The following is a 22,769-nucleotide window of genomic DNA, read 5'->3' as shown; positions in this document are numbered from 1 at the left end:
GTTTCGCGACGCGGTCGCGTAGGGTCCTCTTGAACGTGGGGACGATGGACGGAGCCAACGGCGCACCCGTACTGGCCGCTCGCTATTCCGCGGCCTTCACGGCCTACCTCGCGGATCGGGGCGAGTCGGCGCTGGGTGCCGCCTACGACCTCGGCCGTGAGGCCGTCGCGGCGCAGCTGAGCGTGATGGACCTCGCCGAGGCGCACCACGCCGCGCTCCGGGCCGCGAAGGTCCACGACGACGCGACGCTCGCGCTCGCGGCCGACTTCCTGCGCGAGAGCCTCTCGACGTTCGAGACCGTGCACCGCGGCTACCTCGAGGTGCAGGAGGCCGCGCGGCTCGAGCACGAGTACGTGGAGCAGCTGCGCGCGCTCGCGGACGCGTCCGTCGCGATCAACCTGTCGCTGACCGTCGAGGCGATCCTGCAGCTGACCGCGGACGCGGCGCGGGAGATCCTGCACTCCGCGCGGGCGACGGTCGCCGTGCTCGCCCCGGACCCGCGCCTGCGTCCGCTCACGGCCACCTCTCCCCCGCGCCTGGGCGGCGGCGACCCGCAGCCCGCGCGCCTGCAGGCCCAGCTCACCGGCCGCGGGAAGGAGCTCGGGATGGTCGAGGTGATCGACGCGCCCGACCGCACGTTCACCCTGCGCGACGAGGCGGTGCTCACGCAGCTCGCCCAGCTCGCGTCGGTGGCGATCTCCAACGCCCAGCTCTACGACCGCGAGCGGACGATCGCGCGCACGCTGCAGCGCTCGCTGCGCCCCGGCGGGCTGCCGCCCGTGCACGGGCTCAGCGCCGCGGTGCGCTTCCGCCCCGCCGGCGAGGGGATCGAGCTCGGCGGCGACTTCTACGACCTCTTCCCGGCCGGCGACGGCGCCTGGACGGCCCTCATCGGCGACGTCCAGGGCAAGGGGCCGGACGCGGCCGCCGTGACCGCCCTCGCGCGCCACACGATGCGCGCCGCGGCCGCCTACGAGTCGCGCCCGAGCGGCGTGCTCGCACTCCTGCACCGGGCGCTGCGCGAGCAGACCGGTGACGAGGGCCGGTTCTGCACCGTGTGTTACGCCCACCTGCGCACGGCGCCCAACCGCGTGACGCTCGACCTCGCGTGCGGCGGGCACGCGCTCCCACTCGTCGTCGCCCCGGACGGGAGCGTGACGCCGGTCGGCCAGCTCGGCACGCTGCTGGGCTCGGACATCGACCCGCTGCTCACCGACGTCTCGGTCGAGCTCGGCCCGGGTGAGGTGCTCGTGTTCTACACCGACGGCGTGACCGAGGTCCGGCGCCGCCGGCAAGAGGTGTTCGGCCACAACGAGCTCGTGGCCCTGCTCAAGACCTGCGCCGGGCTGCCGCCGGACGCGGTGGCCGAGCGCGTGGAGGCGGCGGTCATGGCCGCCTCGGAAGGCCGGCTGCGCGACGACATGGCGATCCTGGCCTTCGGCCCCACACCCCAACCCAAGGAGACTGATGGCTGATCCGACCGACCCCACGGCGGTGAACGGCCAGCAAGACGCACGCGACGACCTTCTGAGCGAGTTGGTCTCCCACCTCAGCAACAACCGCACGGAGCTACGCCAGGAGTGGGCGCGGCGGATCGGCGAGGCGCGGCTGCTCACCGCCCTCACGGAGGAGGAGATCTTCTCCGAGGCGACCTCGGTCTACGACAACTACGTCGAGGTGCTCGAGACGGGCTCCGTCGAGGCGCTCCAGGACTACGCCCGCAACCTCTCCGAGCGCATCATCCCCCGCGGCGTCGAGACCGACGAGGTGCTCGGCATCGTGCTCCTGCTGCGCGACGTGCTCGCGCGCTCGCTGTTCGAGAAGTACCAGGCCGACTTCCAGGTCCTCAACGAGGTCCTCGACGCGTACGAGCCGGCCGCGAACCGCATCGCCAACACGGTGGGCGTGAACTTCGTGCAGGAGCGCGAGCGCATCATCCGCCAGCAGCAGGAGGCGATCCGCGAGCTCTCCACCCCGGTCCTCCAGGTCCGCGAGCGGCTGCTGATCCTCCCGATCATCGGCGTGCTCGACGGCCAGCGCGCCCGCCAGCTCACCGAGCAGCTGCTGCGCGGCATCCGCACCAACCGCGCCCGCGTGGTCGTGATCGACATCACCGGCGTGCCCGCGATCGACTCGACCGTGGCCAACCACCTCGTGCAGACCGTCGACGCGTCCCGGCTGATGGGCGCTTCGGTCATCATCACCGGTCTCTCCTCCGAGATCGCGCAGACGCTCGTCACGCTGGGCGTGGACCTGTCGAAGGTCAACGCAGTTGGCGATCTGCAGGGCGGCATCGAAGAGGCGGAGCGCCTGCTGGGCTACACGGTGATCTCCGGCGCCGTCGACAAGGCCGACGACCGCGTCTGATGGCGGTCCCGATCCTCAAGCAGGGGCCGTTCCTGATTGCCTCGATCCAGTCCGCGCTGACCGACACCGACGTGCTCCAGCTGCGTGACGACGTGATGGCCCAGGTCACCCGCCACCGCTCGAAGGGGATCATCGTCGACGTCACCTCGCTCGACGTGATGGACTCGTTCGTGTCGCGCTCGCTGCGCGGGATCGCGATGATGACCCGGCTCCGCGGCGCGGAGACCGTGATCGTCGGGATCCAGCCCGAGGTCGCGTTCGCGATGGTGCAGCTCGGCATGAGCTTCGAGGACGTGCAGACGGCGCTGGACCTGGAGGAAGGGCTCGCACTCCTCGAGGCGGGGTTCCTTGGCACCTGACGCGGCCGAACGGATCGCGATCGACTCCGACGCCGACGTGGTGACCGCGCGCCAGCGCGCGCGGGCCCTGGCCGTGACGCTGGAGATGCCGAGCACCGACCAGACGCTGCTCGCCACCGCGATCTCCGAGATCGCCCGCAACATCACGACCTACGCGGTGCGCGGCGAGGTGTTCATCGAGCTCGTCCGCGACGCCAAGGGCCGCCGCGGGGTCAAGGTCGTGGCGCGCGACCAGGGCCCGGGCATCGCCGACCTCGAGCGTGCGCTGACCGACGGCTACACGACCGGCGGCGGGCTCGGGCTCGGCCTCCCCGGCGCGCGGCGGCTCGTCGACGAGTTCGACATCCAGACCGCCCCCGGGGAGGGGACGACGGTCACCTTGGTGAAGTGGAGCCGCAGTGCCTGATCTGGTCGAGGAGTGGCCGGCGTCCCTGGACCGGGGCGTCGCGGGAGCGCCGCATGCGGGCGAGGAGCGCTCGGGCGACCTGGCGGTCTTCGTTCCGACCCCGACGGGCGCGCTGATCGCACTGATCGACGGCCTCGGGCACGGCCCCGAGGCGGCGGACGCGTCGGAGCGGTGCGCCGAGGTCGTGCGCGCGAACGCGGACGCCGAGGCGCAAGATCTCTTGCAGGCGTGCCATGAGGCGCTGGTTGAGACGCGCGGCGTCGTGATGACCGTCGCGTGGCTGGACCTGGAGGCCGCCGAGCTGCGCTGGGCAGGGGTCGGGAACGTCGACGCCCGGCTCGTCCGGCAGGGCCCGGAGCTGCGCGAGGAGGTCGCGCTCGTGTTCGGCGGAGTGCTCGGATATCGGATGCCGAATGTCCGTCAGGCAACGATGTCCCTGGACCGGGGCGATTTGCTCGTGATGATCACCGACGGCATCGACGCCGCGATCTCCCCGGCGCTCGCGAGCGGCGGCGCAGCGCAGAAAATGGCAGACAGAATCTTCGAGATGCACGGCAAAGGCACGGATGACGCCCTCGCCGTCGTCGTCAGATATCGATAACTCAGAGAAGCCTGGGAGCGGCGACGTGCCAGAAGTGGCACGTTGACGACACGGGGTCATCCGTTACAGGGTTAACTGCGTATCTAGATACGTGCCCATGCAACGTTCTTCAACAATTCGCTTGCGCACCTCGCTGTTCCAGGAGGCCGCTGAGATCGTCGACCGAGAGTACGCCTCCGATCTGTCTCTCGACGACATCGCCCGCCGCGTCGCATCGTCCCGCCGCCAGTTGCAGCGGGCGTACGCCGAGATCGGGGAGACAACGTTTCGCGACCACCTGACGCGTGTCCGCATGCAGAAGGCGGCCGAGATGCTCTCGACCCGTGCCCTGACCGTTCGCGAGGTCGCCCACCGTGTGGGCTACCGCCAACCCGCCCAGTTCGCGAAGGCCTTCCGCCGCTACCAGGGCGTAGCGCCGTCGGACTTCCGCGCCGGTGGGCGCCCCGACGGCCCCGTACGCGCGGCCCAGACGCCCCGCTTCGAGACGCGCCCCGCCTACCGCGCGGCGTAGCCCGAACCTCCTCCGAAGCGCCAAAATGTCTGCCGGGGGACGCCCCGGCTCCGCGTCCGACGTCGCGCTCCCTTAGGATGCCGCGACGATGGGGCTTGAGGAGAGAAGTCTCGCGCAGACCGGTCCTCGACCGGAGCGCCCGCACGCACGTGCAGACTGGAAGCAGATGCTCGGCATCGGGGTCGTTGCATCGATCCTCGGTATTGCCGCTGGCCTGCTCATCGACTGGTTTCCGGTCGCCGCCTCGGAAGAGGCGAAGCCGATCGACACTCTGTGGGACGTCCTGATCATCGCGTCGGTCCCCGTGTTCGTCGGGGTCTCGGTCGTGGTGCTCTTCAGCGTCGTCAAGTTCCGGATGCGTCCGGGGGAGGAAGAGCTCGACGGGCCGCCGATCCACGGCAACACGAAGCTGGAGGTCGTCTGGACGGCGATCCCGGCGATCCTGCTGGTCGGCCTGTGCACCTACGCCTTCATCGTCCTCACGGACGTCGAGAAGGCGCAGGCGAACACGATGGAGGTCCGCGTCGTCGGCGAGCAGTTCGCCTGGACGTTCTTCTATCCGGGTGAGGACGGCAAGGAGATCTCCGCGACGGAGCTGCACCTGCCGATCGACCGCCCGGTGAAGTTCACGCTGCAGGCCAAGGACGTGCTCCACGACTTCTGGATTCCGGCCTTCCGCATGAAGAAGGACGCGGTGCCCGGGATCAACGTGACCTACCGCGTCACGCCCAACCGGCTCGGCGAGTACCCGATCGTCTGCGCCGAGCTGTGCGGGCTCGGGCACGCGACGATGCGCGCCACGGCCGTCGTGCAGACCGAGGCGGACTTCGCGAGCTGGCTCGAAGAGGCCGCCAAGCCGCCCGCGCCGCCCGCCGGTGGCGGCGGCGGTGACAACGGCAAGGGCCTGTTCACGTCCAACGGCTGTGGCGGCTGCCACACGCTCGCGGACGCGGGCACGAACGCCACCGTCGGCCCGAACCTCGACGAGGTCCTGGCCGGCAAGGACGAGGCGTTCATCAAGACGTCGATCGAGGACCCGAGTGCGGAGATCGCCAACGGGTACTCCGACACCATGCCCAAGGACTACGGCCAGCGCCTGGGTGCCGACGGTGTCGACGCGCTGGCGAAGTACCTTTCGGAAGTGACCAAGGAGGGGTGATGACGGCTCGACTCCGCGCACCTGGACTTCCGCGGGCGGGGTTCTTCCTCGTTCTCGGCACGCTGTTCTGCGCCGCGATCATCATCGCCGCGCGTGAGGCCTACGGGTTCCCCGTCTTCGCGGACGGCGGAATCACGACGAAGGCCCAGAACGCGATCCTCCTGCTGTCGCTGCTGATCGCCCCGCTGTGGTTCCTGATCGGGCTCGGCGCGTTCGACTACTGGTTCTACTGGGCGGCCGGCAAGAAGGAGCGCGCCGAGGATCACTCCGGTCACGGCGCGACCTCCTGGACCGACTACTTCCGGGTCAACACCGATCACAAGGTGATCGGGATCCAGTACGTCGTCACGTCGTTCTTCTTCATGATGATCGGCGGCCTGCTGGCGATGCTCGTGCGCGCAGAGCTCGCCGCGCCCGGCTCGCAGTTCGTGGACGCCAACGCGTTCAACGGCCTGTTCAGCGTCCACGCGTCGCTGATGATCTTCCTGTTCATCATCCCGGTGTTCGCCGGGCTGGCGAACTACGTGCTGCCGCTGATGATCGGCGCGCCGGACATGGCGTTCCCGCGCCTGAACGCGCTGTCGTTCTGGATGCTGCCGATCGCCGGCATCATGATGACGGCGTCGTTCGTGGCGCCGGGCGGGTCGTTCTCCACCGGCTGGACGGCGTACGCGCCGCTCTCGACCTCCGCCCCACTCGGGCAGATGTTCTTCACGATCGGCGTGCAGTTCGCGGGCGTGTCGTCGATCGCGACCGCCCTGAACTTCCTGGTGACCATCATCACCATGCGCGCGCCGGGCATGTCGTTCTGGCGGATGCCGCTGCTGGTGTGGGCGAACTTCTCGACGTCGCTGCTCGTCGTGATCGCCACGCCGTTCGTCGCCGCGTCGCAGTTCTTCGTGCTCTTCGACTACGCGCTGGGCTTCAACTTCTTCCGGCCCGAGAAGGACGGCGACGTGCTGATGTACCAGCACGTCTTCTGGTTCTACTCGCACCCGGCGGTCTACATCATGATGCTGCCGGGCTTCGGGATCATCTCCGAGATCCTGTCGGTGAAGTCGCGAAAACCGATCTTCGGCTACCGGATGATGGCGTTCTCGCTGCTGGCCATCGTGCTGCTCGGGTTCACCGTCTGGGCGCACCACATGTTCGTCTCGGGCATGCAGGACTGGATCCGCATCCCGATGATGGTCACGACCGCGATCATCGCGGTGCCCACCGGCATCAAGATCTTCAGCTGGCTCGCGACCCTGTGGAAGGGCGTCCTGCACCTGGACACCCCGATGCTGTGGGCGCTCGGCTTCCTGACGATGTTCACGCTGGGCGGCATCTCGGGCGTGATCCTCGCGATGGTGCCGATGGACATCTACGTCTCGGACACCTACTTCATCGTCGCCCACATCCACTACGTGCTCTACGGCGGCTCGCTGTTCACGATCTACGCCGGCGTCTACTACTGGTTCCCGAAGATGACGGGCCGGATGTTCGACGAGCGGCTCGGCAAGGCGCACTTCTGGCTGACGTTCGTGTCCTTCAACGCGACGTTCGGCCCGATGCACCTCGTGGGCGTGAAGGGCATGCCGCGGCGCGTGGCGGACTACGCCGAGGAGTTCGCGGCGTGGAACCTGTTCATCTCGCTGAGCTCGTTCGTGCTCGGGCTCTCGACGCTGATCTTCCTCTACAACATGGTCTCGTCGTGGCGCGGTGGTCCGCGCGCGTCGGCCAACCCGTGGCGGGCGTTCACGCTCGAGTGGCAGGTCTCGTCGCCGCCGCCGATCTTCAACTTCGACCGCATCCCGACCGTCGTCGGTGGCCCGTACGAGTACGGGGTGCCCGGCCATGTGCACGGGATCATGGAGCCCGCCGAAGAGGCGCGGCCAAAGCAAGCGGCCGGCGCTTCGTCGGCTGAGGAAGGGGTCTAGCCGTGCCGACCGTGCTCATCCTCGCCAACGAGACCATCGCCGGTGGGGCGCTCCTGAACCGGATCAAGGAGCGGGCCGAGGAAGGATCGCGCTTCTTCGTCGTCGTGCCGCAGACCCGTCCCCGCCACGGCAACGTCATCTATGACGACGTCGTGCGCGACAGCGCCCAGGTGCGGATGGAGCTCGCGGTCGAGTACATCCGGGACCTCGGCGCCGTCGGCGACGGCGAGGTCGGCGACGCCGACCCGTTCAACGCGGCCATGGACGCGTTCCGGGCGCAGCCGATCGACGAGATCATCGTCGGCACCAAGCCCGTCAACACGTCCTCGTGGACCAAGCGCGACATCATCGAGCGCCTCGAGGACGAGACGGGCGTCCCGGTCGAGCACGTCATCGTCGATATCGACAAGGACGGCCTGCCGTTCGACGTCACGCTCGTGGTCGCCAACCTCACCTCGGCCGCGCCGGAGCTCGTGGAGCGCCTGAAGGCGATGGCGGAAGAGGGCTCCAAGCCCAAGCGCTACGTGCTCATCGTCCCGCAGGACGTCACCTCGGGCGAGGGCGTGCGTGAGGCCCGCCAGCGCGGCCGGCGCCTGCTCGCCTCCCTGGACGACTCGGGGATCATCGCCGCCGGCATGATCGGCGACCCCGATCCGTACACGGCGATCATGAACGCCGTCCAGTACTTCTACGTGCACGACATCCTCATCTCGACGCTCCCCGAGGGCTCGTCCCAGTGGGTCGCGGACAAGCTCGTGGACCGCGTCCGCGACAGCGCGCACCTGCCGGTCGAGCACATCGAGGCGCACGTGAACGAGACCGCGGGGGCCTAGGTGGCAGCAGCCGCTCACCTCGGGTCAGCCGAGCACGACGATCACCATCACGGGCCGCCGCCGGCCAACCGCTCCTCGCGGGTGGACCCGGCCACGCTCGGGATGCTGCTTTTCATCATCTCGGAGATCATGGTCTTCGGGGCCTTCTTCACGGCCTACTTCTTCATCCGGGTCGTGGGCGGCGCCGAATGGCCGGCCGAGGGCGACCACCTGCCCAAGCTGATCGCCGGCTTCAACACCGCGATCCTCGTGTCCTCCTCGTTCACGCTGCACTACGCGCAGGAGGCGATCCGCAAGGACAACCGCCTGGGCCTGCAGCTCGGCATGGTCGCGACCTTCCTGCTCGGCCTGACGTTCCTGTTCATCCAGATCAACGAGTACGTCCACATCGGCTTCTCGCCCCAGGACCACGCGCAGGGGACGATCTTCTACGGCCTGACCGGCCTCCACGGCGCGCACGTGTCGATCGGCCTGATGCTGCTGGCCTTCGTCACGATCCGCTCCTTCCGCGGCCACTACTCGTCCGGCCACCACCTCGGCTTCGAAGTGCCGGGCATCTACTGGCACTTCGTCGACGTCATGTGGATCGTCGTGTACCTGACCGTCTACATCATTTGAGCGAGCGCGGCTTCAACCCGCTCAAGCACGAGCGGGACGCCTTCCGCGTCCTGCTCTACGTGCTCGCCGTCGCGGCGGTCGTGCTCGTCGCGGCGCTGGTCATCCAGGCGCTGTAGCCGACGGCGAGCGTGGATGGGTGCTCGCACCCATCCACGTGACGCGGACGGATCCGTCATTCTCCCGCGTCGATGACGCGGTCCTCCACGCGGGAGCTCGTCGGCCAGTTCGCCGCGCCGCTCCGTAGCTATCTCCACACCGAGACCGGCGGCGCGGCGCTGCTGCTCGCTGCGACGATCCTCGCGCTCGTCTGGGCCAACTCTCCCCTCTCGGGGCTGTATGAGGACCTGTGGGGCATGGACGTCGCGCTGAAGATCGGCGACTTCTTCACCTACGACCACGATCTGCGGCACTGGGTCAACGACGGGCTGATGGTGCTGTTCTTCTTCGTCATCGGGCTGGAGCTGCGGCGCCAGCTGTCGATGGGCGAGCTGACCGACCGCACGCGGTTCACGATCCCGGCCCTGGGTGCGGTCGCCGGGCTCGTGGTGCCCGCGCTCGTCTACCTGGCGTTCAACCCGAGCGGTGAGGCGGCGCGTGGCTGGGGGATCGCGATGGCCACGGACACGGCGTTCGTGCTCGGGGCGCTGGCGGTGGTCGGCCCGCGGTTCCCGGCACACCTGCGGGTCTTCATGCTGTCGCTGTCGGTGGTCGACGACATCGGCGCGCTGCTCGCGATCGCCGTCTTCTACTCCGAGGACGTGACCTTCACGCCGATCTTCGTCGCCGCCCTGTGCGTGTTGGCGCTGGTCCTGGTCAGCCGCGTGCGGGTGTTCCGCGGCCCCGTCTACCTCGTGGTCGGCCTCGTGCTGTGGGTGGCGATGGTCGAGTCCGGCATCCACCCCACGCTCGCGGGCGTCGTGCTCGGCCTGTGCGTCTCGGCGTACGCACCCCGCGCCGAGGACGTGCGCGAGGCGGGCGCGCTGGCGCGGGCGTTCGGCCAGTCGCCGCTGCCGGCGCTCGCCCGGTCGGCGAAGCTCTCGGTCGAGCGCGCGGTGTCGCCGAACGAGCGGCTGACGGAGCTCCTACACCCGTGGTCGAGCTTCTTCATCATCCCGGTCTTCGCGCTGGCCAACGCCGGCGTTGCGATCGACGGCGAGCTGCTCGAGCAGGCGTTCTCGTCACCGGTCACCTGGGGCGTGATCGTCGGCCTCGCGGGCGGCAAGCTGCTCGGCATCGGCGCGATGAGCCTGGCGGGCGTGCGGCTCGGCCTCGGCCAGCTGCCCGGCCGGATCCGCCCGGGTGAGCTGCTCGGCGGCGCGGCGCTCGGCGGGATCGGGTTCACGATCTCGCTGTTCGTCGCCGACCTGGCGTTCGACTCGCAGGAGCTGGCCGACGAGGCGCGCGTGGGCATCCTCGCCGCCTCGCTGATCGCGCTGACGCTCGGCTGGGCGATCTTCGCGATCGACAAGCGGCTCGCCGACGAGGACGACGACGCGCCGCCGATGACGCTCGACCGCCCGGTCGACCCGGCGACCGACCACATCCGCGGTCCGGCCGACGCGCCGCTGACGCTCGTCGAGTACGGCGACTTCGAGTGTCCGTTCTGCGGGCGGGCCACCGGCGCCGTCGAGGAGGTGCGGGCGCGCTTCGGCGACCAGCTGCGGTACGTGTTCCGCCACCTCCCGCTCCCGGACGTGCACCCGCACGCCGAGCTCGCGGCGGAAGCGGCCGAGGCCGCCGGCGAGCAGGGCTTCTTCTGGGAGATGCACGACTGCCTCTTCGCCCACCAGGACCGGCTCACGGCGACCGACCTCGTCGACCACGCCACCGCCCTCGGCCTCGACGTGGAGCGCTTCACCCGCGCCCTGGGCTCCGGCGAGCACGCGGCGCGCGTGCGGGCCGACGTCGCCAGCGCGGAGGCGAGCGGCGCGGACGGGACGCCGACGTTCTTCATCAACGGCACCCGCCTGCTCGGGCGCTACGACGCCGACGCGCTCGCCGCCGCCCTGGTCGGCGACGCGCCGCCTCCGGGGGCCCCGGCGCCCCTCCCTGCCGCGGACCCCTCGCTCCCCGCGATCGGCCGTCTGCGTGGCCCGGACGGCCAGGGCGTGGACCTCGCGCTGATCGACCGGATGGTCGCCGAGCGGACCAGCGACGACTACCCGCGTCTCACCGAGGCGCAGATCACGACGCTCGAACGCTTCGGCGAGCGCCGGCCGATCCTGCAGGGCCAGCCGCTGTTCGGCACGGGTGACCCGGCCGCGGACTTCGTGGTCGTGGTCTCCGGCGCCGTCGCGATGGTCGACGGCTACGGCACGCTCAACCGCGTCGGGCGCGTGCACGGCCCGGGCAGCTTCATCGGCGAGCTGGCGTTGCTCCGCGGCGACGTGACCCTCACGACCGCCGTGGGCGCCCGCGACGGCGAGGTCGTCGTCGTGCCCGCCGCCCGGTTGGCCGACGCGCTGGGCGCCGACGGCGAGCTGCGGGACATCGTGTCGCGCGCGTACCTGCTGCGGCGCGCGCGACTGCTCGCGCTCGCCGCGCAGCGCGACGCTACTTGACGGTGAGCTTGCCTTCCATGCCGCCCTCACGGTGGCCGGGCACGGAGCAGAAGAACACGTACTCGCCGGGCTGCAGGTCGGCGCTGAACTCGGAGACGCCGCCGTTGGTGACGATCTCGCCCTTGGCGTCCACGCCGTTGCCGGTGACCGCGATGTCGTGGTCCACGGGCTGCGGGTTCTCCGACGTGAACTTGACGTTGCCCGCCTCGGCCTCGGCGTCCGCGAACTTGTAGGCGAGGCCGGAGGCGGCGACCGGGATGTCCAGGACACCGTTCTCGGCCGTGGCGGTGCCCTCGGCCTTGGAGGCGCCGACGCCGGCGAGCTTGCCCTCGTCCTCGCCGCTCTTGCTGGCGGCGAAGGCGACGTAGGCCGCGACGTCCTTCGCGTCCTGGCCCGTCACGAGGTTCGCGGGCATCTGCGGCGTCGTCTCGCCCTTCTTCTGCGTGTTGAGCTGCGGGTTCTTGTTCGGGTGCAGGATCTGGCCGTAGATCACGCCCTCGATCGTGCTCTCCCCCAGGCCGTCCTTCTTGGACTGCGCGAACGCCGCATCCAGGTTCGGCCCAGAGACGCCCGTCGCGCCCGCGCGCTGCAGCGTGTGACAAGCAGCGCACTCCTGGACGAACAGCTGCTTGCCGTTGACCATGTTCGCGTTGCTGTCCTTCAGCTGGCAGCCCGCGAGGACGCTCGACGCCGACACGACCCCGACGATCCACGCCAGCTCTCTCCTCATCTGCGGCATCCTAACCAGACACGGGGACGAGGGAGCCGCCGCCTAGGCTGCCGTGTCATGCGCGTGCCCTTCCTCGTGGTCGCGACGGCCTGGTTCGTGGTCATGGCCGGGGCGAACCTGGCGACGCCGCTGTACGCGCTCTACGAGCGCGAGTTCGGCTTCTCGAGCGCGGTGCTGACGGTCGTGTTCGCGACCTACATGCTCGTGCTCGCGCCCGCCCTGCTCGTGTTCGGCCAGCTGTCGGACCGCTACGGCCGCCGCCGCGTGATGGCCGCGGGCTTCGCGACGGCGACGGTCGGCCTGCTCACGTTCGCGGCCGCCCAGAGCCTGCCGTGGCTGTTCGCGGCGCGAGCCCTGCAGGGCCTGGCGGTCGGGATGATCGCGGGCGCCGCGGCGGCCGCGCTGGTCGAGCTGGCCCCGGCCCCGAGCGAAGACCGCGCCGCGCTCTTCACCTCGCTCGCCCAGGCGGGCGGCAGCGGCTCGGGCCCGGTCATCGCGGGCCTGCTCGCCCAGTGGGCCCCGCACCGCCTCGTGCTCCCGTTCGCCCTCTTCGCGGCCCTGGGCATCGCCGCCACGGCCGCCGCCCTGGCGATCCCCGAACCTAAAGAGGGACAGTCCCGCTTTATGTTCGCGCGGCGCCGGCGGCGGGCCGCGAAGCCCGCCGCAGAGCCCGCGAAAGTTAAAGAGGGACAGTCCCTCTTTAGAATTGAGCGGCCGGGGGTGCCGGTGGAGATCCGGTCGCTGTTCGTGCGGGTCAGCCTGACCGGGGCCGCCGTGTGGGCGACGGCGTCGATCTTCCTGTCGGTGGTGCCGAGCTACGCCGGGGAGCTGCTGGACACGGGGAATCTCGCGCTGCTGGGCGCGATCAGCGGGACGATGCTCGCGACGTCGTGCGTGGCGCAGATCGCCGTACGCGGGCGCGCGCGGGCTCCTGAGCGCGACCAGGCGCTCGGGCTGGTGCTCGTCGCCGCCGGGCTCGGTGCGCTCGCCCTCGCGTTCCCGGCCGAGAGCCTGGCGGCGCTGCTCGTCGCCGCGCTGCTGACCGGGACGGGCCACGGGCTCGCGTTCCTGGCCGCGCAGGCGCAGCTCAACCACGCCGCCCCGCCCGACCGTCGCGGCGCGGTCAACGCCGCCTCGTACACGCTCATCTACCTGGGCGTGGCGACCGCGGTGATCTCGATCGGGCTCCTGACCCTCGTCGTCTCACTCGGCGCCGCAGTGGCCGGCTACGCGGGCTTCATCGCGGCCGTCGCGCTCGCGACCGCGGCCTGGCACGTCAGAGCGGATCGGGCAGACCGTCGAGCTCCCCACGCCCCGCGGCGATGACCGTCCGGGCCACGCCCTCCCACGAGTAGCGGGCTCGGGTCGTCTCGACGATCGCCGCGCGCGTGCGCTCGCGCAGGTCGTCGGGCGCCGCCAGCCAGCCGCTGAGCGCATCCGCGAGCTCCACCACGGACGAGTCGCCCAGCTCGAACGACAGCCAGCCGCGCGCCTCCTCGGGCACGGCGCCGCGGAGCGTCCGCGCGACCTCGCCCAGCCCGGAGTGGTTCGCCACCACGGGCAGCGCCCCGCAGGCCGCCGCCTCGGCCGCGACCATCCCGAACGCCTCCGGGAACGTCGACGTGACCGCCATCGCCTCGCAGGCGGGCAGCAGGTCCGCGACCTCGTCGTGATCGAGGCGCCCCGCGAAGCCGACGCGCCCGGCCGCCGCGGCGGCCGCTTCAAAGTACGCGGCCGCGCTGAGCGGGAGCGACGTCGGCCGGCCGGCGCCGGCGGGGCCGGCCGACGCGGCAGACTCGTCGAGCGCGGCGAGGAACGCCGCCAGCTCCGGCAGCTCACGCCCGTCCTCCCCGCGCACCTCGCGCACGGTGCCGGACGCCAGCTCGTCGACGAACGCCTCCAGGCGCTCGCGGAACGCGCCGAACCCGACCACCAGCAGCCGCGCCCGCGGCTCACGCGCCAGCACGAGCGGGAACGCCGCCAGCAGCAGCTCCGCGCCCTTGGACGCGATCAGCTTGCCGACGAAGACGATCAACCGGTCCCCCGGCTCCACGGCGTCCAGCGCCGCGACCGCCTCGCCGGTGTCGCGGTCGAAGGACGAGCCCGTCGCCGCGGCCGGCGCGATCGCCGCCAGCCGCTCCCGCAGCACGCCGAGATCCACCGCGCGCGGCGTGAAGCGCTCCACGTCCACGCCGGGCGGACCCAGCTTGGTGCGTGGCGGCACGGAAGGATCGTCCAGCTCGTCCCACAGCGTCTGCCCGGTGTGGCGGGAGCCGACGAGGAAGGCCTTGGCCCGTGCCGCGCCCTCGACGGCGTGCGGCCGGAAGCGCGGGTGCGGCTTGACGACGTACTCGAGGTCGGAGCCGTGGACCTTGATCGCGTACGGGACGTCCTCGAGCGCGCGCGCGAAGATCAGCGGCGCCATCACCAGGTGGTTCGCGAGCGCGACGTCCGGCCGCGCACGCTCGACCACCTCACGCACCGCGGCCACGTTGCTCGCGATGTAGTGGTCGAGCTCCGCGTCGCTCAGCTGCGGGAACGGCTTCGCGTCGAAGCCCTCGTAGCGGTCGGCGACGTACAGCGGCAGCACGCCGCCGATGTCCGGCCGGTAGACCGTGGCCCGCACCGCCGCCACGCCCTCGCGCTCCCGCACCCGCACCCGCAGGGCGCCGGCGTCCCAGTCCCCCGCGGCGTCCACCCACGGCAGCGAGAACGGATCGCGCTCCTGGCTCAGCAGGTGCAGCTCGTGCCCACCCCGCACGAGCGCCGCCCCGAGCTCCGCGTTGTAGACGTTGGACCCGGTCCCGTGGAGCAGGTAGCCGTGGAAGATGAGAACGCGCACTGACCACCAGGCTACGCGGCGTGACCGCCGACACCGCTGCTACGCTCACGCTCGATGTCAGAGGGCCAGCTTTATCGTCTCCGCGCGCCGTCCACGGGCCGTGAGCTCCTTGTCCCGGCAGAGTTCGGCAAGGTCTACACGGACGACGAGACGGGCGAGGAGCTCGAGGTCGTCGGGAAGGTGCTCCCGCTGCCGCCGTCGAAGTCCAGCCTGCCATGGGCCGTGGAGACACTTCGCTTCTGCAACTGGTGCGATCAGCCCGCCCAGAAGGATCTGAACGACTGCCCCACGTGCGGCCGCCGCATGGCCGCGCTGCCCAGCTGAGAGGAGGTCGCCGTATGCGCCTCGCGCCGCGGCTCGCCGCGTCAATCACTGCGCTCGCACTCATCGCCGCCGGCTGCGGCGGAAGCAGCGTCGCCTACCGCGAAGTGCCCGGAGGCCCGCCCGAGCTGAAGGTCCCCGGCAGCGGCGCCGGCTTCTCGTCGGCCGCCACGCCGACGCCGACCGTCGATCCGGACGCGACCGAGACCCCGGACGCCGATGCGGAGGAGACGCCGACGCCCGAAGCCGGAACCGGCGAGGAGGCGACCGGCGCCACCGGGACGACCGAGGGCGGCACCGAGGCGCCCCCGACCGAGGAGGCCCCGCCCACGAACACGACGCCGGAGACGGGCACGCCGCCCGACGGCCTCGAGGACTACTGCGCCGAGAACCCCGGCGCCTGCTAGGCGTCTCCGAGCGCCGCAAGGCGGGTAGGACGCGGGTCAAGTCCGAGTCAGGTCGACCGATTACTTCGGTGTAGAAGAGGCATTCCACTGCGCATTGCGACGGACACCAGCGCCGGCGCCGGCTGCCCGCTCAGTCTGGTCGCCCACCACGCCGCCTCGGCCACCAACCCGGGTCCGTTGTTCGCTGCCCTGGAAGGTGCGCTGCGCACCATGATCGGCGCCGACCGCGCACGCCTGCTGGCGATCAGCCAGGACCACCGCGGCGCGTTCGGGCCGGCGACCGAGGCCGACGACTACCTGCGCTTCAACGAGGGCCCCTCGGGCACCGCCACCGTCCTGCGCACCGGCCGCGCGTTCGCCGTCTCGGACGCGCTGACGAGCGACGCGATCGTCCCGGGCCGCGCGCAGCAGCACGGCATCGCCTCCGCCCTGTTCGTGCCGCTCGCCTGGAACGGCGAGATCCGTGACGTGTTGCTGATCGCCTGGGACGAGCGCCGGGAGATCAGCGAGGAGGACGTCCGCGACGCGCAGCTGCTCGCCGACCAGGCCGCCGCGGGGTACGCGCGCCTGGAGGCCGAGGAGCGCCGCGCCACCGGCTCGCTCCAGGACCGCGCCGTGGTGCGGGCAGCCCGCGCGCTGGGCCAGTCGCTGGACCTCCAGGAGGTGCTGCAGACGCTCGTCGACGAGGCCGCGCTCGCCCTCGACGGAGACGAGTCCGGCGTCTACCTCGCCGACCTCGAGCACGGTGACGCCGTCGCCACCGCGGGCTACCGCGTGCCCGCCAGCTGGGTCGGCCTGCGCGTCGAGCCCGGCGAGGGCGCGGCCGGCCGCGTGTTCGAGACCGGCAAGCCGTTCATCACCCAGGACTACCAGCAGCTCGGCGGCATGCGCAACCACCCGGCGCGGTCGGAGCTGATGACCGCCGTCTCGGTCCCGATGTACTGGGACGACGAGCTGCGCGGCGCGCTGTCGGTGGCGTGGAAGAGCCGGCGCTTCGTGCACGACGAGGACGTGCGCACGCTGGAGGCGATCGCGGGCCTCGCGACCGTCGCCTGCCGCAACGCGGAGGCGTTCGAGCACGTCCAGCACGTCGCCCGCACGGACGCGCTGACCGGCGTCCTCAACCACGGCGCGATGCAGCTGCGGATCCGCGAGGAGATCGCCCGCGCGCGCCGCGACGGGCATCCGCTCGGCGCCGTGATCCTCGACCTCGACGACTTCAAGGGCGTCAACGACACCCAGGGCCACGCCGCCGGCGACGAGCTGCTGCGGACCGTCGCCCGCGCGCTGCAGGGCGAGCTGCGCCCGTACGACCAGGTCGCCCGCTACGGCGGCGACGAGTTCGTGCTGCTGCTCCCCGGCTCCGACGAGGAGATGACCGCGCAGGTCGCCGAGCGCTGCCGCGACGCGATCGGCGGCAAGTGCTCGATCGGCGTCGCCGCCTGGCACGACGGCCTGGACTCGGACGGGCTGCTCGAGCAGGCCGACCGCGCGCTGATGCTCGCCAAGCGCACCGGCAAGGGCCGTGTCGCGGTCGCGAACCCCGAGGTGGAGCGCGAGCTCGCCCTGCTGCAGTCGCGCTCGGGCTCGCCCGCCGCCGTGCAGGCGCTGGCCGCGGCGATCGAGGAGCGCGACAACTACACGCACGAGCACACGCAGGAGCTCGTCCGGCTCGCGCGCGGCGTCGCGATGATGCTCGGCCTGGACTCAGGGCACGTGGAGCGGATCGCGCACGCGGCGCTCCTGCACGACGTCGGCAAGCTCGGCATGCCCGAGGAGCTGCTCGAGAAGGACGGCCCGCTCACCCGCGAGGAGTGGGAGGTCATGTCCGAGCACCCGATCGTCGGCGAGCGGATCCTCGCCCGCACGAAGGAGCTCGCGGCGCTCGCGCCGATCGTCCGCCACGAGCACGAGCACTGGAACGGCACGGGCTATCCCGACGGGCTCGAGCGCGCGCGCATCCCGGTCGGGTCGCGCGTGATCCTCGCCTGCCACGCCTACGTCGCGATGACCACCGAGCGGCCGTACCGTCCCGCGCTGACGCCCGCCCAGACCGTCTACGAGCTGCGCGCCGGCGCGGGCTCCAAGTACGACCCGGACGTCATCGACGCGCTGCTGGACCTGCTCGGGCACGACAAGCCGCAGGTCCCGGATCGCGCGGCGGGTGTGAAGCTCGCCGCCGCGCCCCCGAAGGAACCTACGTCCCGTCGCTCGGCGGGTCCGCCGGGGTGGGCGCCGGGCGGGTGACGAGCGTCGCGCTGTAGGTGAGGCGCGCCTTGTAGAGGCAGCGGTACTGGGTGACCGTGTTCAGCGACTGCTGGGCGGTCTGCATGCCGGTGTCGTTGCACTTGCCCTTGGCCCGCGAGGCGCGCCACGAGCTGTGGTCCGTGAGCAGCGGCGTGAGCGCCGGAGCCCAGGTCGGAACTGTCAGTGCAATGACATAACCCTTCTTGACGTTGAGCGAGCGCCCCAGCGGGAACTGCACCGTCTGACCGAAGTAGGGCTTCAGCAACTGGACCGGGCTCTGCGTCACGGTGCGCGAGTAGAGCGTCTTGCCCAGGCGCAGGACGGTCAGCCGGGCGGACGCCGGACCGCCGAGGTTCTTGTCGAAGAACGCGATCTGCTCGGCCGTGGGCTTTCCGAGGTTGATCGACCAGGCAACGATCTTCCCGTCCTCGGGAACGGTGAACGAGCTGCGCTCGTCGCCGACTTTGATCTGGTAGCCGGTGGTGCGCGAGACCGCGAGGCAAGGGGCGGCCGGACACGCCGGCGCGGCGTCCGTGCGGCCGACCTCGATGACTTTCGCGGAGGCGGGCGCAGACGCAACGGCCAGCGCCGCGACTGAGGTCGCCGCGGCGAATTTGAGCGTGCGATGGACCATCACACACGCATTGAACACGACGAGGCTCCGGGGGATGCGGTTCCCCCCGGGTCCATCGCTCTCTCCATCGCGCTCAGGCGACCTACAGCTTCTGAACGTTGATCGCCTTGGGGCCCTTGTCCCCGTTCTCTTCTTCGAAGGTGACCTTCGCGCCCTCGCTCAGCGATCGATACCCGTCGCCGGTGATACCGGAGAAATGGACGAAGAGGTCACGCCCACCCCCGTCGGGCGTGATGAAGCCGAAGCCCTTCTCGTCCGAGAACCACTTGACCGTGCCGGTGCCCACAGATGACCCCACTTGACTACTGCTCGACGTCTAACCACGCCGCACTTATTTCGACCGGTCGGTGCGTCCGGCCCCAACGTGGGAGACGCTATACATGTGCGCAGTGCGCGCGCAACCGCGTTCGTCACCTGCTGGGTGTGGAGATGTCTACGCGCTCAGGAGCTCTGCCGCTTGCGCGATCGCGTCGCGGTCGCCCGGAGCGGGCGTCCACGGAAGCCGCAGCGGGTCGCCGTCGTAGCGCGGGATCACGTGCACGTGGAAGTGGAAGACGGTCTGCCAGGCCTTCTGCCCGCAGCTGTTGATCAGGTTGATCCCGTCGGCATTCAGGGCTTCCTTCGCGCGCTGGGCCATCACCTGCGCGGTGCGTGCGCAGGCGGCCAGATCCTCCGGGTCGATCTCCAGCAGGTCCTTCGCGTGCTCGCGCGGGATCACGAGCAGATGCCCGCGCGTGCCGGGGTTGATGTCCATGAAGGCGATCGTCCGCTCGTCTTCGTAGACGCGCGTCGACGGGATGTCACCGGCGACGATCTTGCAGAACAGGCAATCGGGGTCAGCAGCCATCCCCCCAGCCTATTTAGCGCCTGGGACTTTGGAAGCGCTCGCGGCGGATCGTCGCCTTCTTGCCCTTGATGGTCGTGCCGCGCAGCGCGGTGATCACGCCGTCGACGGAGCCCTCGGGCACCTCGACGAGCGAGAAGCGGTCGCCGATCTCGATCCCGCCGATGTCCCGGCCGACGAGGCCGGCCTCGTTGGTGATCGCGCCGACGAGGTCCTTCGGGCGGATGCCGGCGACGCGGCCGGCGCCGATGAAGATGCGGGTCATGCCCGCGCTCTCGCGCTTGCCGGCGGGGCGCTTGGTGCGGTCGTCGCGGCCCCGGGGCGCGCCGCGATCGCTCGCCGGCTGGACGTCCGGGATCTCCTCCTCGTCGGGAGCCGGGCCACCGCTCGCCTCGTGGGCGAGCTTGACCGCGGCCGCGGCGACGTCCATCACGTCGTAGGACTCGGCCAGCGTCTCCACGACGACGCGGAAGTGGTCCAGGTCACCGTCCTCGAGCAGCGACTCCTCGAGGCCCGCGCGGGTGAGCTCCAGGCGACGGGCGCGCAGGTCGGCGACCGTCGGGATCTTCTCGATCTTGATCTTCTGCTTGGTGATGTGCTCGATCGTCCGCAGCATGCGGTGCTCGCGCGGCTGGGCGAGCGTGATCGCGACGCCTTCACGCCCGGCGCGGCCGACGCGGCCGATCCGGTGCACGTAGGCCTCGGGCGAGGCCGGCACGTCGTAGTTGACGACGTGCGTGAGCAGGTCGATGTCGAGGCCGCGGGCGGCGACGTCGGTGGCGAGCAGCAGGTCGGCGTTGCCGGAGCGCAGCCGGTTCATCACGCGGTCGCGCTGCTGCTGGGACATGCCGCCGTGCAGCGCCTCGGCGCGGTAGCCGCGGCCGTTGAGCGTCTCGGTCAGCGTGTCGACCTCGTCGCGGGTGCGGCAGAAGACGAGCGCGGCCGTCGGCTGCTCGACGTCGAGCAGGCGGCCGAGCGCGGCGGGCTTGCTCGCGCGCGGGACGATGTACGCGGTCTGACGGACGCGCTTGGCTTCGCTCTCGACGTCGGCGCGGCCGATCTCGATCGTCACCGGCTCACGCAGGTGGCGCTTGACCATGCCGTTCAGGCGCGGTGGCATCGTCGCCGAGAAGAGGACGGTCTGGCGCGTCTCGGGCGCGGCCTCCAGCAGCGCCTCCAGGTCCTCGGCGAAGCCCATGTCGAGCATCTCGTCGGCCTCGTCGAGCACGACGGTCTCGATCTTGTCCAGGCGCAGCGTCCCGCGGTTGAGGTGGTCGATGGCGCGACCCGGCGTCGCCACCACCACGTCCACCCCGCGCTCGAGCGCGCGCAGCTGCATGCGGATCGGCTGGCCGCCGTAGACCGGCAGCACGCGCGTGCGCAGCCCGCGCCCGTACTTGTGCATCGCCTCGGAGACCTGCATCGCGAGCTCGCGCGTGGGCACGAGCACCAGCGCGGCGGGCGACCGCTCGGACGCGTCACGGTCCAGGCGCTGGAGGATCGGGAGCGCGAAGGCGGCGGTCTTGCCGGTGCCGGTGGCGGCCTGCCCGAGCAGATCACGCCCTTCCACGACGGGCGGGATCGCCTCGCGCTGGATCGGCGTCGGCTCTTCGTAGCCGAGCTGGGTGAGGGCGGTGAGCAGCTCCTCCCGGAGCGCTAGGTCCGCAAAGGTGATTGCTGCGTCATCGTCGGCCACGTCGTGCCCTTACGCTAGCGGGCGCGACGTGGCTTGGAGACTAAGAGTGATGTTGCCCGGCCCAGGCCATCATCGCGAAGAACGCGCTGGCACCGGACAGGATGAGAACGGCGGCGATCTGGGTCATGCACCCACAATCGGCACCGGAGCCGAAGGCTTGATCAAGTTCGTCTCAAAGGTTCCATAATTTCGCGATCCGGTCCGCGGCGGCGAGCATCTGGGCGCCGACGGGCTGCAGCTCGATGCGGGTCGCGAGCAGGCCGGTGGAGACGCGCTCGGCGACGCCCCACTCCCAGATCGCGGTGGCGTCCAGGCCGGTGCGGGCGGCGAGCGAGTCGGCCCGGGCGAACGGGTCGCCGGTCGCCATAAGGTCCTCCGGGTCCTCGCGCATGAGCACGCCGAGGTCGTACTCGGGCTCGGCCAGCAGGCCGTCGGGGTCGACGAGCTTCCAGCCGCCGTCGCCGGCCTCGAGCACGTTCCACTCGTGCACGTCGCCGTGGACGAGCACGGCCTTCGCGGGGTCGTAGGCCGCCTCGCGCCGGGCCGCGCAGGCGAGTGCGTGCTCGACCGCCCGCTCGCTGCACGGGCGGCCCGTCTGCTCCCACGTGGCCGGGATGAAGGCCGCGAGCGTCCGCGCCTTCTCGGCCCCGGTCGGCAGCCCGGCGTCCGGTGCGGGCCGCCAGACGCGGCGCGCGGTGTCGACGAGGATCGCGTGCCGGCGCTCGATCGGCAGGCCCACCTCGTGCAGGCTGCGGCCGAGCCGCTCCAGCAGCATCGCACCCGAGGCGTCGTCGGCGGCGAGGAGCTTGACGCAGCCGTGCCCGTCCGCGAGGCGCAGGACGGTGAGCTCCGAGGCGCGTTCGGCGGTCGGCAGGCCCACTTTGAGCACGGCCTCGGGGCCGGCCTGAATCACGACCGCCTCGGTGCCGTCGGGGAAGACGCGGCCGAGGGTCAGCGACCAGCGGTCGGCGAGCTCGGCGACCAGCGCGGGCAGCGCCGCGAGCCAGTCTTCGGCGCCGAGGGCGAGCGCCTTGTTGCGAACCACGGGTGGGACGTCCAACACGCGCCCCACCCTACGTACGGGTGCGGCGGGCTACGCAGCGGCGCCGGCGAGCTGACGCTCGGCCGTGAGCCAGTGGTCGACGGGGTCGCCGCCCTGGTTCTCGAGCGCGATGTAGTACGCGCGCTCGGCGATGACCTCGTACGGCAGCTCGACGACCTCGACGACTTCGACGACCTCCACGGCGGCCGGAGCCTCCACGGCGGCCGGAGCGGCGGGGGCGGCCTCGGCGAAGCGCGCGCGCCACTCGGCTACACCGCCGAGCTTGCCCATGGCCGTGCTCAGACCAGAGAGGCCACGAGCGGAGAGCTCCTCGCGCTTCGGGAAGCGACCGAGCTCGGCGACGATCGGCTCGAGGGTGGCGTGGATGGTTTCAGCGTCCCAGCGACGGCGGGTAGTCATGCCCGCAGTAAAGCCCGCCTCCGCGCGTTCGTCGCGCCAAGCGCTTGCGAAACCCCCTGAACCGGGGGAAAAGGTCAGCGCTGAGACCCCGGACTGGCCTCGTCGTCGAGGTCCAGCAGCGTGTCGATGGCCGCGACCAGGGACGAGGACTCGCGCGTGCCGATGCGCAGGAGCACCTCACGGCACGCCATCAGGAGCTCGTCGCGCTGCTCGAGCGCCTCAGCTAGATCATCCGCCGCCACCACCCGC

At 71.1% G+C, this 22,769-nt stretch carries 24 protein-coding genes; 15 read left to right on the top strand and 9 right to left on the bottom strand.

Annotated features, from left to right (window positions below; translation table 11 throughout):
- Positions 1 to 44: 44 nt before the first annotated feature.
- From OJ997_RS06345 to nhaA, 11 genes are all read left to right on the top strand, one after another.
- Positions 45 to 1,475, top strand: coding sequence for a PP2C family protein-serine/threonine phosphatase (locus tag OJ997_RS06345; protein ID WP_270024220.1), 1,431 nt, complete (start codon positions 45 to 47; stop codon positions 1,473 to 1,475).
- On the top strand, positions 1,468 to 2,367 hold the full coding sequence (locus OJ997_RS06340) for an STAS domain-containing protein (protein WP_270024219.1): 900 nt from the start codon (positions 1,468 to 1,470) through the stop codon (positions 2,365 to 2,367). Before OJ997_RS06345 ends, OJ997_RS06340 begins: the two co-directional genes overlap by 8 nt.
- Complete coding sequence (locus OJ997_RS06335; protein ID WP_270024218.1) at positions 2,367 to 2,726, top strand: STAS domain-containing protein; 360 nt, start codon at positions 2,367 to 2,369, stop codon at positions 2,724 to 2,726. The genes OJ997_RS06340 and OJ997_RS06335 overlap by 1 nt, the downstream gene beginning before the upstream one ends.
- Positions 2,716 to 3,132: an ATP-binding protein gene (locus tag OJ997_RS06330; protein WP_270024217.1), complete on the top strand. Its 417-nt coding sequence runs from the start codon at positions 2,716 to 2,718 to the stop codon at positions 3,130 to 3,132. Before OJ997_RS06335 ends, OJ997_RS06330 begins: the two co-directional genes overlap by 11 nt.
- Positions 3,125 to 3,733: a SpoIIE family protein phosphatase gene (locus OJ997_RS06325; RefSeq protein ID WP_270024216.1), complete on the top strand. Its 609-nt coding sequence runs from the start codon at positions 3,125 to 3,127 to the stop codon at positions 3,731 to 3,733. The genes OJ997_RS06330 and OJ997_RS06325 overlap by 8 nt, the downstream gene beginning before the upstream one ends.
- A 121-nt stretch (positions 3,734 to 3,854) precedes the next feature.
- A complete protein-coding gene (locus OJ997_RS06320) occupies positions 3,855 to 4,244 on the top strand; it encodes a helix-turn-helix transcriptional regulator (RefSeq protein ID WP_270024215.1) in 390 nt (129 codons plus the stop codon).
- Between the two features lie 166 nt (positions 4,245 to 4,410).
- Positions 4,411 to 5,403 carry a cytochrome c oxidase subunit II gene (coxB, locus tag OJ997_RS06315; protein WP_270024214.1) on the top strand — a complete coding sequence of 331 codons (993 nt, stop codon included), beginning with the start codon at positions 4,411 to 4,413 and terminating at the stop codon, positions 5,401 to 5,403.
- On the top strand, positions 5,403 to 7,325 hold the full coding sequence (ctaD, locus tag OJ997_RS06310) for a cytochrome c oxidase subunit I (protein ID WP_270024213.1): 1,923 nt from the start codon (positions 5,403 to 5,405) through the stop codon (positions 7,323 to 7,325). Before coxB ends, ctaD begins: the two co-directional genes overlap by 1 nt.
- 2 nt (positions 7,326 to 7,327) lie before the next feature.
- The gene (locus tag OJ997_RS06305) at positions 7,328 to 8,158 is read left to right on the top strand and encodes a hypothetical protein (protein WP_270024212.1); all 831 of its coding nucleotides are present in this window, start codon (positions 7,328 to 7,330) and stop codon (positions 8,156 to 8,158) included.
- Positions 8,159 to 8,776: a cytochrome c oxidase subunit 3 gene (locus OJ997_RS06300; protein ID WP_270024211.1), complete on the top strand. Its 618-nt coding sequence runs from the start codon at positions 8,159 to 8,161 to the stop codon at positions 8,774 to 8,776.
- A 188-nt stretch (positions 8,777 to 8,964) separates the two neighbouring features.
- The gene (nhaA, locus tag OJ997_RS06295; protein WP_270024210.1) at positions 8,965 to 11,337 is read left to right on the top strand and encodes a Na+/H+ antiporter NhaA; all 2,373 of its coding nucleotides are present in this window, start codon (positions 8,965 to 8,967) and stop codon (positions 11,335 to 11,337) included.
- On the opposite strand, the gene OJ997_RS06290 is transcribed toward nhaA, so the two are convergent.
- Positions 11,330 to 12,067: a c-type cytochrome gene (locus OJ997_RS06290; protein ID WP_270024209.1), complete on the bottom strand. Its 738-nt coding sequence runs from the start codon at positions 12,065 to 12,067 to the stop codon at positions 11,330 to 11,332. The two genes, nhaA and OJ997_RS06290, sit on opposite strands and share 8 nt — an antisense overlap.
- A 57-nt stretch (positions 12,068 to 12,124) precedes the next feature.
- Here OJ997_RS06290 and OJ997_RS06285 point away from each other — a divergent pair, with 57 nt between their 5' ends.
- Positions 12,125 to 13,393 carry an MFS transporter gene (locus OJ997_RS06285; RefSeq protein ID WP_270024208.1) on the top strand — a complete coding sequence of 423 codons (1,269 nt, stop codon included), beginning with the start codon at positions 12,125 to 12,127 and terminating at the stop codon, positions 13,391 to 13,393.
- Here OJ997_RS06285 and OJ997_RS06280 read toward each other — a convergent pair.
- On the bottom strand, positions 13,344 to 14,909 hold the full coding sequence (locus tag OJ997_RS06280; RefSeq protein WP_270024207.1) for a glycosyltransferase: 1,566 nt from the start codon (positions 14,907 to 14,909) through the stop codon (positions 13,344 to 13,346). The genes OJ997_RS06285 and OJ997_RS06280 overlap by 50 nt on opposite strands.
- A 54-nt stretch (positions 14,910 to 14,963) precedes the next feature.
- Between OJ997_RS06280 and OJ997_RS06275 the strand changes: the two genes are divergently transcribed.
- The 3 genes from OJ997_RS06275 to OJ997_RS06265 all read left to right on the top strand — a co-directional run bounded on the left by OJ997_RS06275 (position 14,964) and on the right by OJ997_RS06265 (position 17,884).
- On the top strand, positions 14,964 to 15,233 hold the full coding sequence (locus OJ997_RS06275; RefSeq protein ID WP_270024206.1) for a hypothetical protein: 270 nt from the start codon (positions 14,964 to 14,966) through the stop codon (positions 15,231 to 15,233).
- Between the two features lie 14 nt (positions 15,234 to 15,247).
- The gene (locus tag OJ997_RS06270) at positions 15,248 to 15,637 is read left to right on the top strand and encodes a hypothetical protein (RefSeq protein ID WP_270024205.1); all 390 of its coding nucleotides are present in this window, start codon (positions 15,248 to 15,250) and stop codon (positions 15,635 to 15,637) included.
- Positions 15,638 to 15,847: 210 nt separating this feature from the next.
- Positions 15,848 to 17,884, top strand: coding sequence for a diguanylate cyclase (locus tag OJ997_RS06265; RefSeq protein WP_505011399.1), 2,037 nt, complete (start codon positions 15,848 to 15,850; stop codon positions 17,882 to 17,884).
- Here OJ997_RS06265 and OJ997_RS06260 read toward each other — a convergent pair.
- From OJ997_RS06260 to OJ997_RS06230, 7 genes are all read right to left on the bottom strand, one after another.
- The gene (locus OJ997_RS06260; RefSeq protein ID WP_270024203.1) at positions 17,835 to 18,518 is read right to left on the bottom strand and encodes a hypothetical protein; all 684 of its coding nucleotides are present in this window, start codon (positions 18,516 to 18,518) and stop codon (positions 17,835 to 17,837) included. The genes OJ997_RS06265 and OJ997_RS06260 overlap by 50 nt on opposite strands.
- An 82-nt stretch (positions 18,519 to 18,600) precedes the next feature.
- A complete protein-coding gene (locus OJ997_RS06255; RefSeq protein ID WP_202958008.1) occupies positions 18,601 to 18,804 on the bottom strand; it encodes a cold-shock protein in 204 nt (67 codons plus the stop codon).
- Between the two features lie 147 nt (positions 18,805 to 18,951).
- A complete protein-coding gene (locus tag OJ997_RS06250; protein ID WP_270024201.1) occupies positions 18,952 to 19,365 on the bottom strand; it encodes an HIT family protein in 414 nt (137 codons plus the stop codon).
- Between the two features lie 13 nt (positions 19,366 to 19,378).
- Complete coding sequence (locus OJ997_RS06245; RefSeq protein ID WP_270024200.1) at positions 19,379 to 21,058, bottom strand: DEAD/DEAH box helicase; 1,680 nt, start codon at positions 21,056 to 21,058, stop codon at positions 19,379 to 19,381.
- A gap of 172 nt (positions 21,059 to 21,230) precedes the next feature.
- Positions 21,231 to 22,121, bottom strand: a complete 891-nt coding sequence (locus OJ997_RS06240; RefSeq protein ID WP_270024199.1) for an aminoglycoside phosphotransferase family protein — start codon at positions 22,119 to 22,121, stop codon at positions 21,231 to 21,233.
- A 30-nt stretch (positions 22,122 to 22,151) separates the two neighbouring features.
- Entirely contained in the window at positions 22,152 to 22,520 is a 369-nt protein-coding gene (locus OJ997_RS06235) for a DUF2934 domain-containing protein (protein ID WP_270024198.1), read from the bottom strand.
- A 74-nt stretch (positions 22,521 to 22,594) separates the two neighbouring features.
- Positions 22,595 to 22,765: a hypothetical protein gene (locus tag OJ997_RS06230; protein WP_270024197.1), complete on the bottom strand. Its 171-nt coding sequence runs from the start codon at positions 22,763 to 22,765 to the stop codon at positions 22,595 to 22,597.
- Positions 22,766 to 22,769: the final 4 nt, after the last annotated feature.

Origin of the sequence: Solirubrobacter phytolaccae, assembly GCF_027587195.1 — a bacterium.
GTDB classification, from domain to species: domain Bacteria; phylum Actinomycetota; class Thermoleophilia; order Solirubrobacterales; family Solirubrobacteraceae; genus Solirubrobacter; species Solirubrobacter phytolaccae.
This window is presented reverse-complemented; position numbering and strand designations above follow the sequence as displayed.

What these genes read in the sequence shown, in the direction of transcription:
- OJ997_RS06345 (WP_270024220.1), top strand. Translation starts at nt 45, where the DNA reads ATGGACGGAGCCAACGGCGCACCCGTACTGGCCGCTCGCTATTCCGCG.
- OJ997_RS06340 (WP_270024219.1), top strand. Translation starts at nt 1,468, where the DNA reads ATGGCTGATCCGACCGACCCCACGGCGGTGAACGGCCAGCAAGACGCA.
- OJ997_RS06335 (WP_270024218.1), top strand. Translation starts at nt 2,367, where the DNA reads ATGGCGGTCCCGATCCTCAAGCAGGGGCCGTTCCTGATTGCCTCGATC.
- coxB (WP_270024214.1), top strand. Translation starts at nt 4,411, where the DNA reads ATGCTCGGCATCGGGGTCGTTGCATCGATCCTCGGTATTGCCGCTGGC.
- ctaD (WP_270024213.1), top strand. Translation starts at nt 5,403, where the DNA reads ATGACGGCTCGACTCCGCGCACCTGGACTTCCGCGGGCGGGGTTCTTC.
- nhaA (WP_270024210.1), top strand. Translation starts at nt 8,965, where the DNA reads ATGACGCGGTCCTCCACGCGGGAGCTCGTCGGCCAGTTCGCCGCGCCG.
- OJ997_RS06290 (WP_270024209.1), bottom strand. Translation starts at nt 12,067, where the DNA reads ATGAGGAGAGAGCTGGCGTGGATCGTCGGGGTCGTGTCGGCGTCGAGC.
- OJ997_RS06285 (WP_270024208.1), top strand. Translation starts at nt 12,125, where the DNA reads ATGCGCGTGCCCTTCCTCGTGGTCGCGACGGCCTGGTTCGTGGTCATG.
- OJ997_RS06275 (WP_270024206.1), top strand. Translation starts at nt 14,964, where the DNA reads ATGTCAGAGGGCCAGCTTTATCGTCTCCGCGCGCCGTCCACGGGCCGT.
- OJ997_RS06270 (WP_270024205.1), top strand. Translation starts at nt 15,248, where the DNA reads ATGCGCCTCGCGCCGCGGCTCGCCGCGTCAATCACTGCGCTCGCACTC.
- OJ997_RS06265 (WP_505011399.1), top strand. Translation starts at nt 15,848, where the DNA reads ATGATCGGCGCCGACCGCGCACGCCTGCTGGCGATCAGCCAGGACCAC.
- OJ997_RS06260 (WP_270024203.1), bottom strand. Translation starts at nt 18,518, where the DNA reads ATGGTCCATCGCACGCTCAAATTCGCCGCGGCGACCTCAGTCGCGGCG.
- OJ997_RS06250 (WP_270024201.1), bottom strand. Translation starts at nt 19,365, where the DNA reads ATGGCTGCTGACCCCGATTGCCTGTTCTGCAAGATCGTCGCCGGTGAC.
- OJ997_RS06235 (WP_270024198.1), bottom strand. Translation starts at nt 22,520, where the DNA reads ATGACTACCCGCCGTCGCTGGGACGCTGAAACCATCCACGCCACCCTC.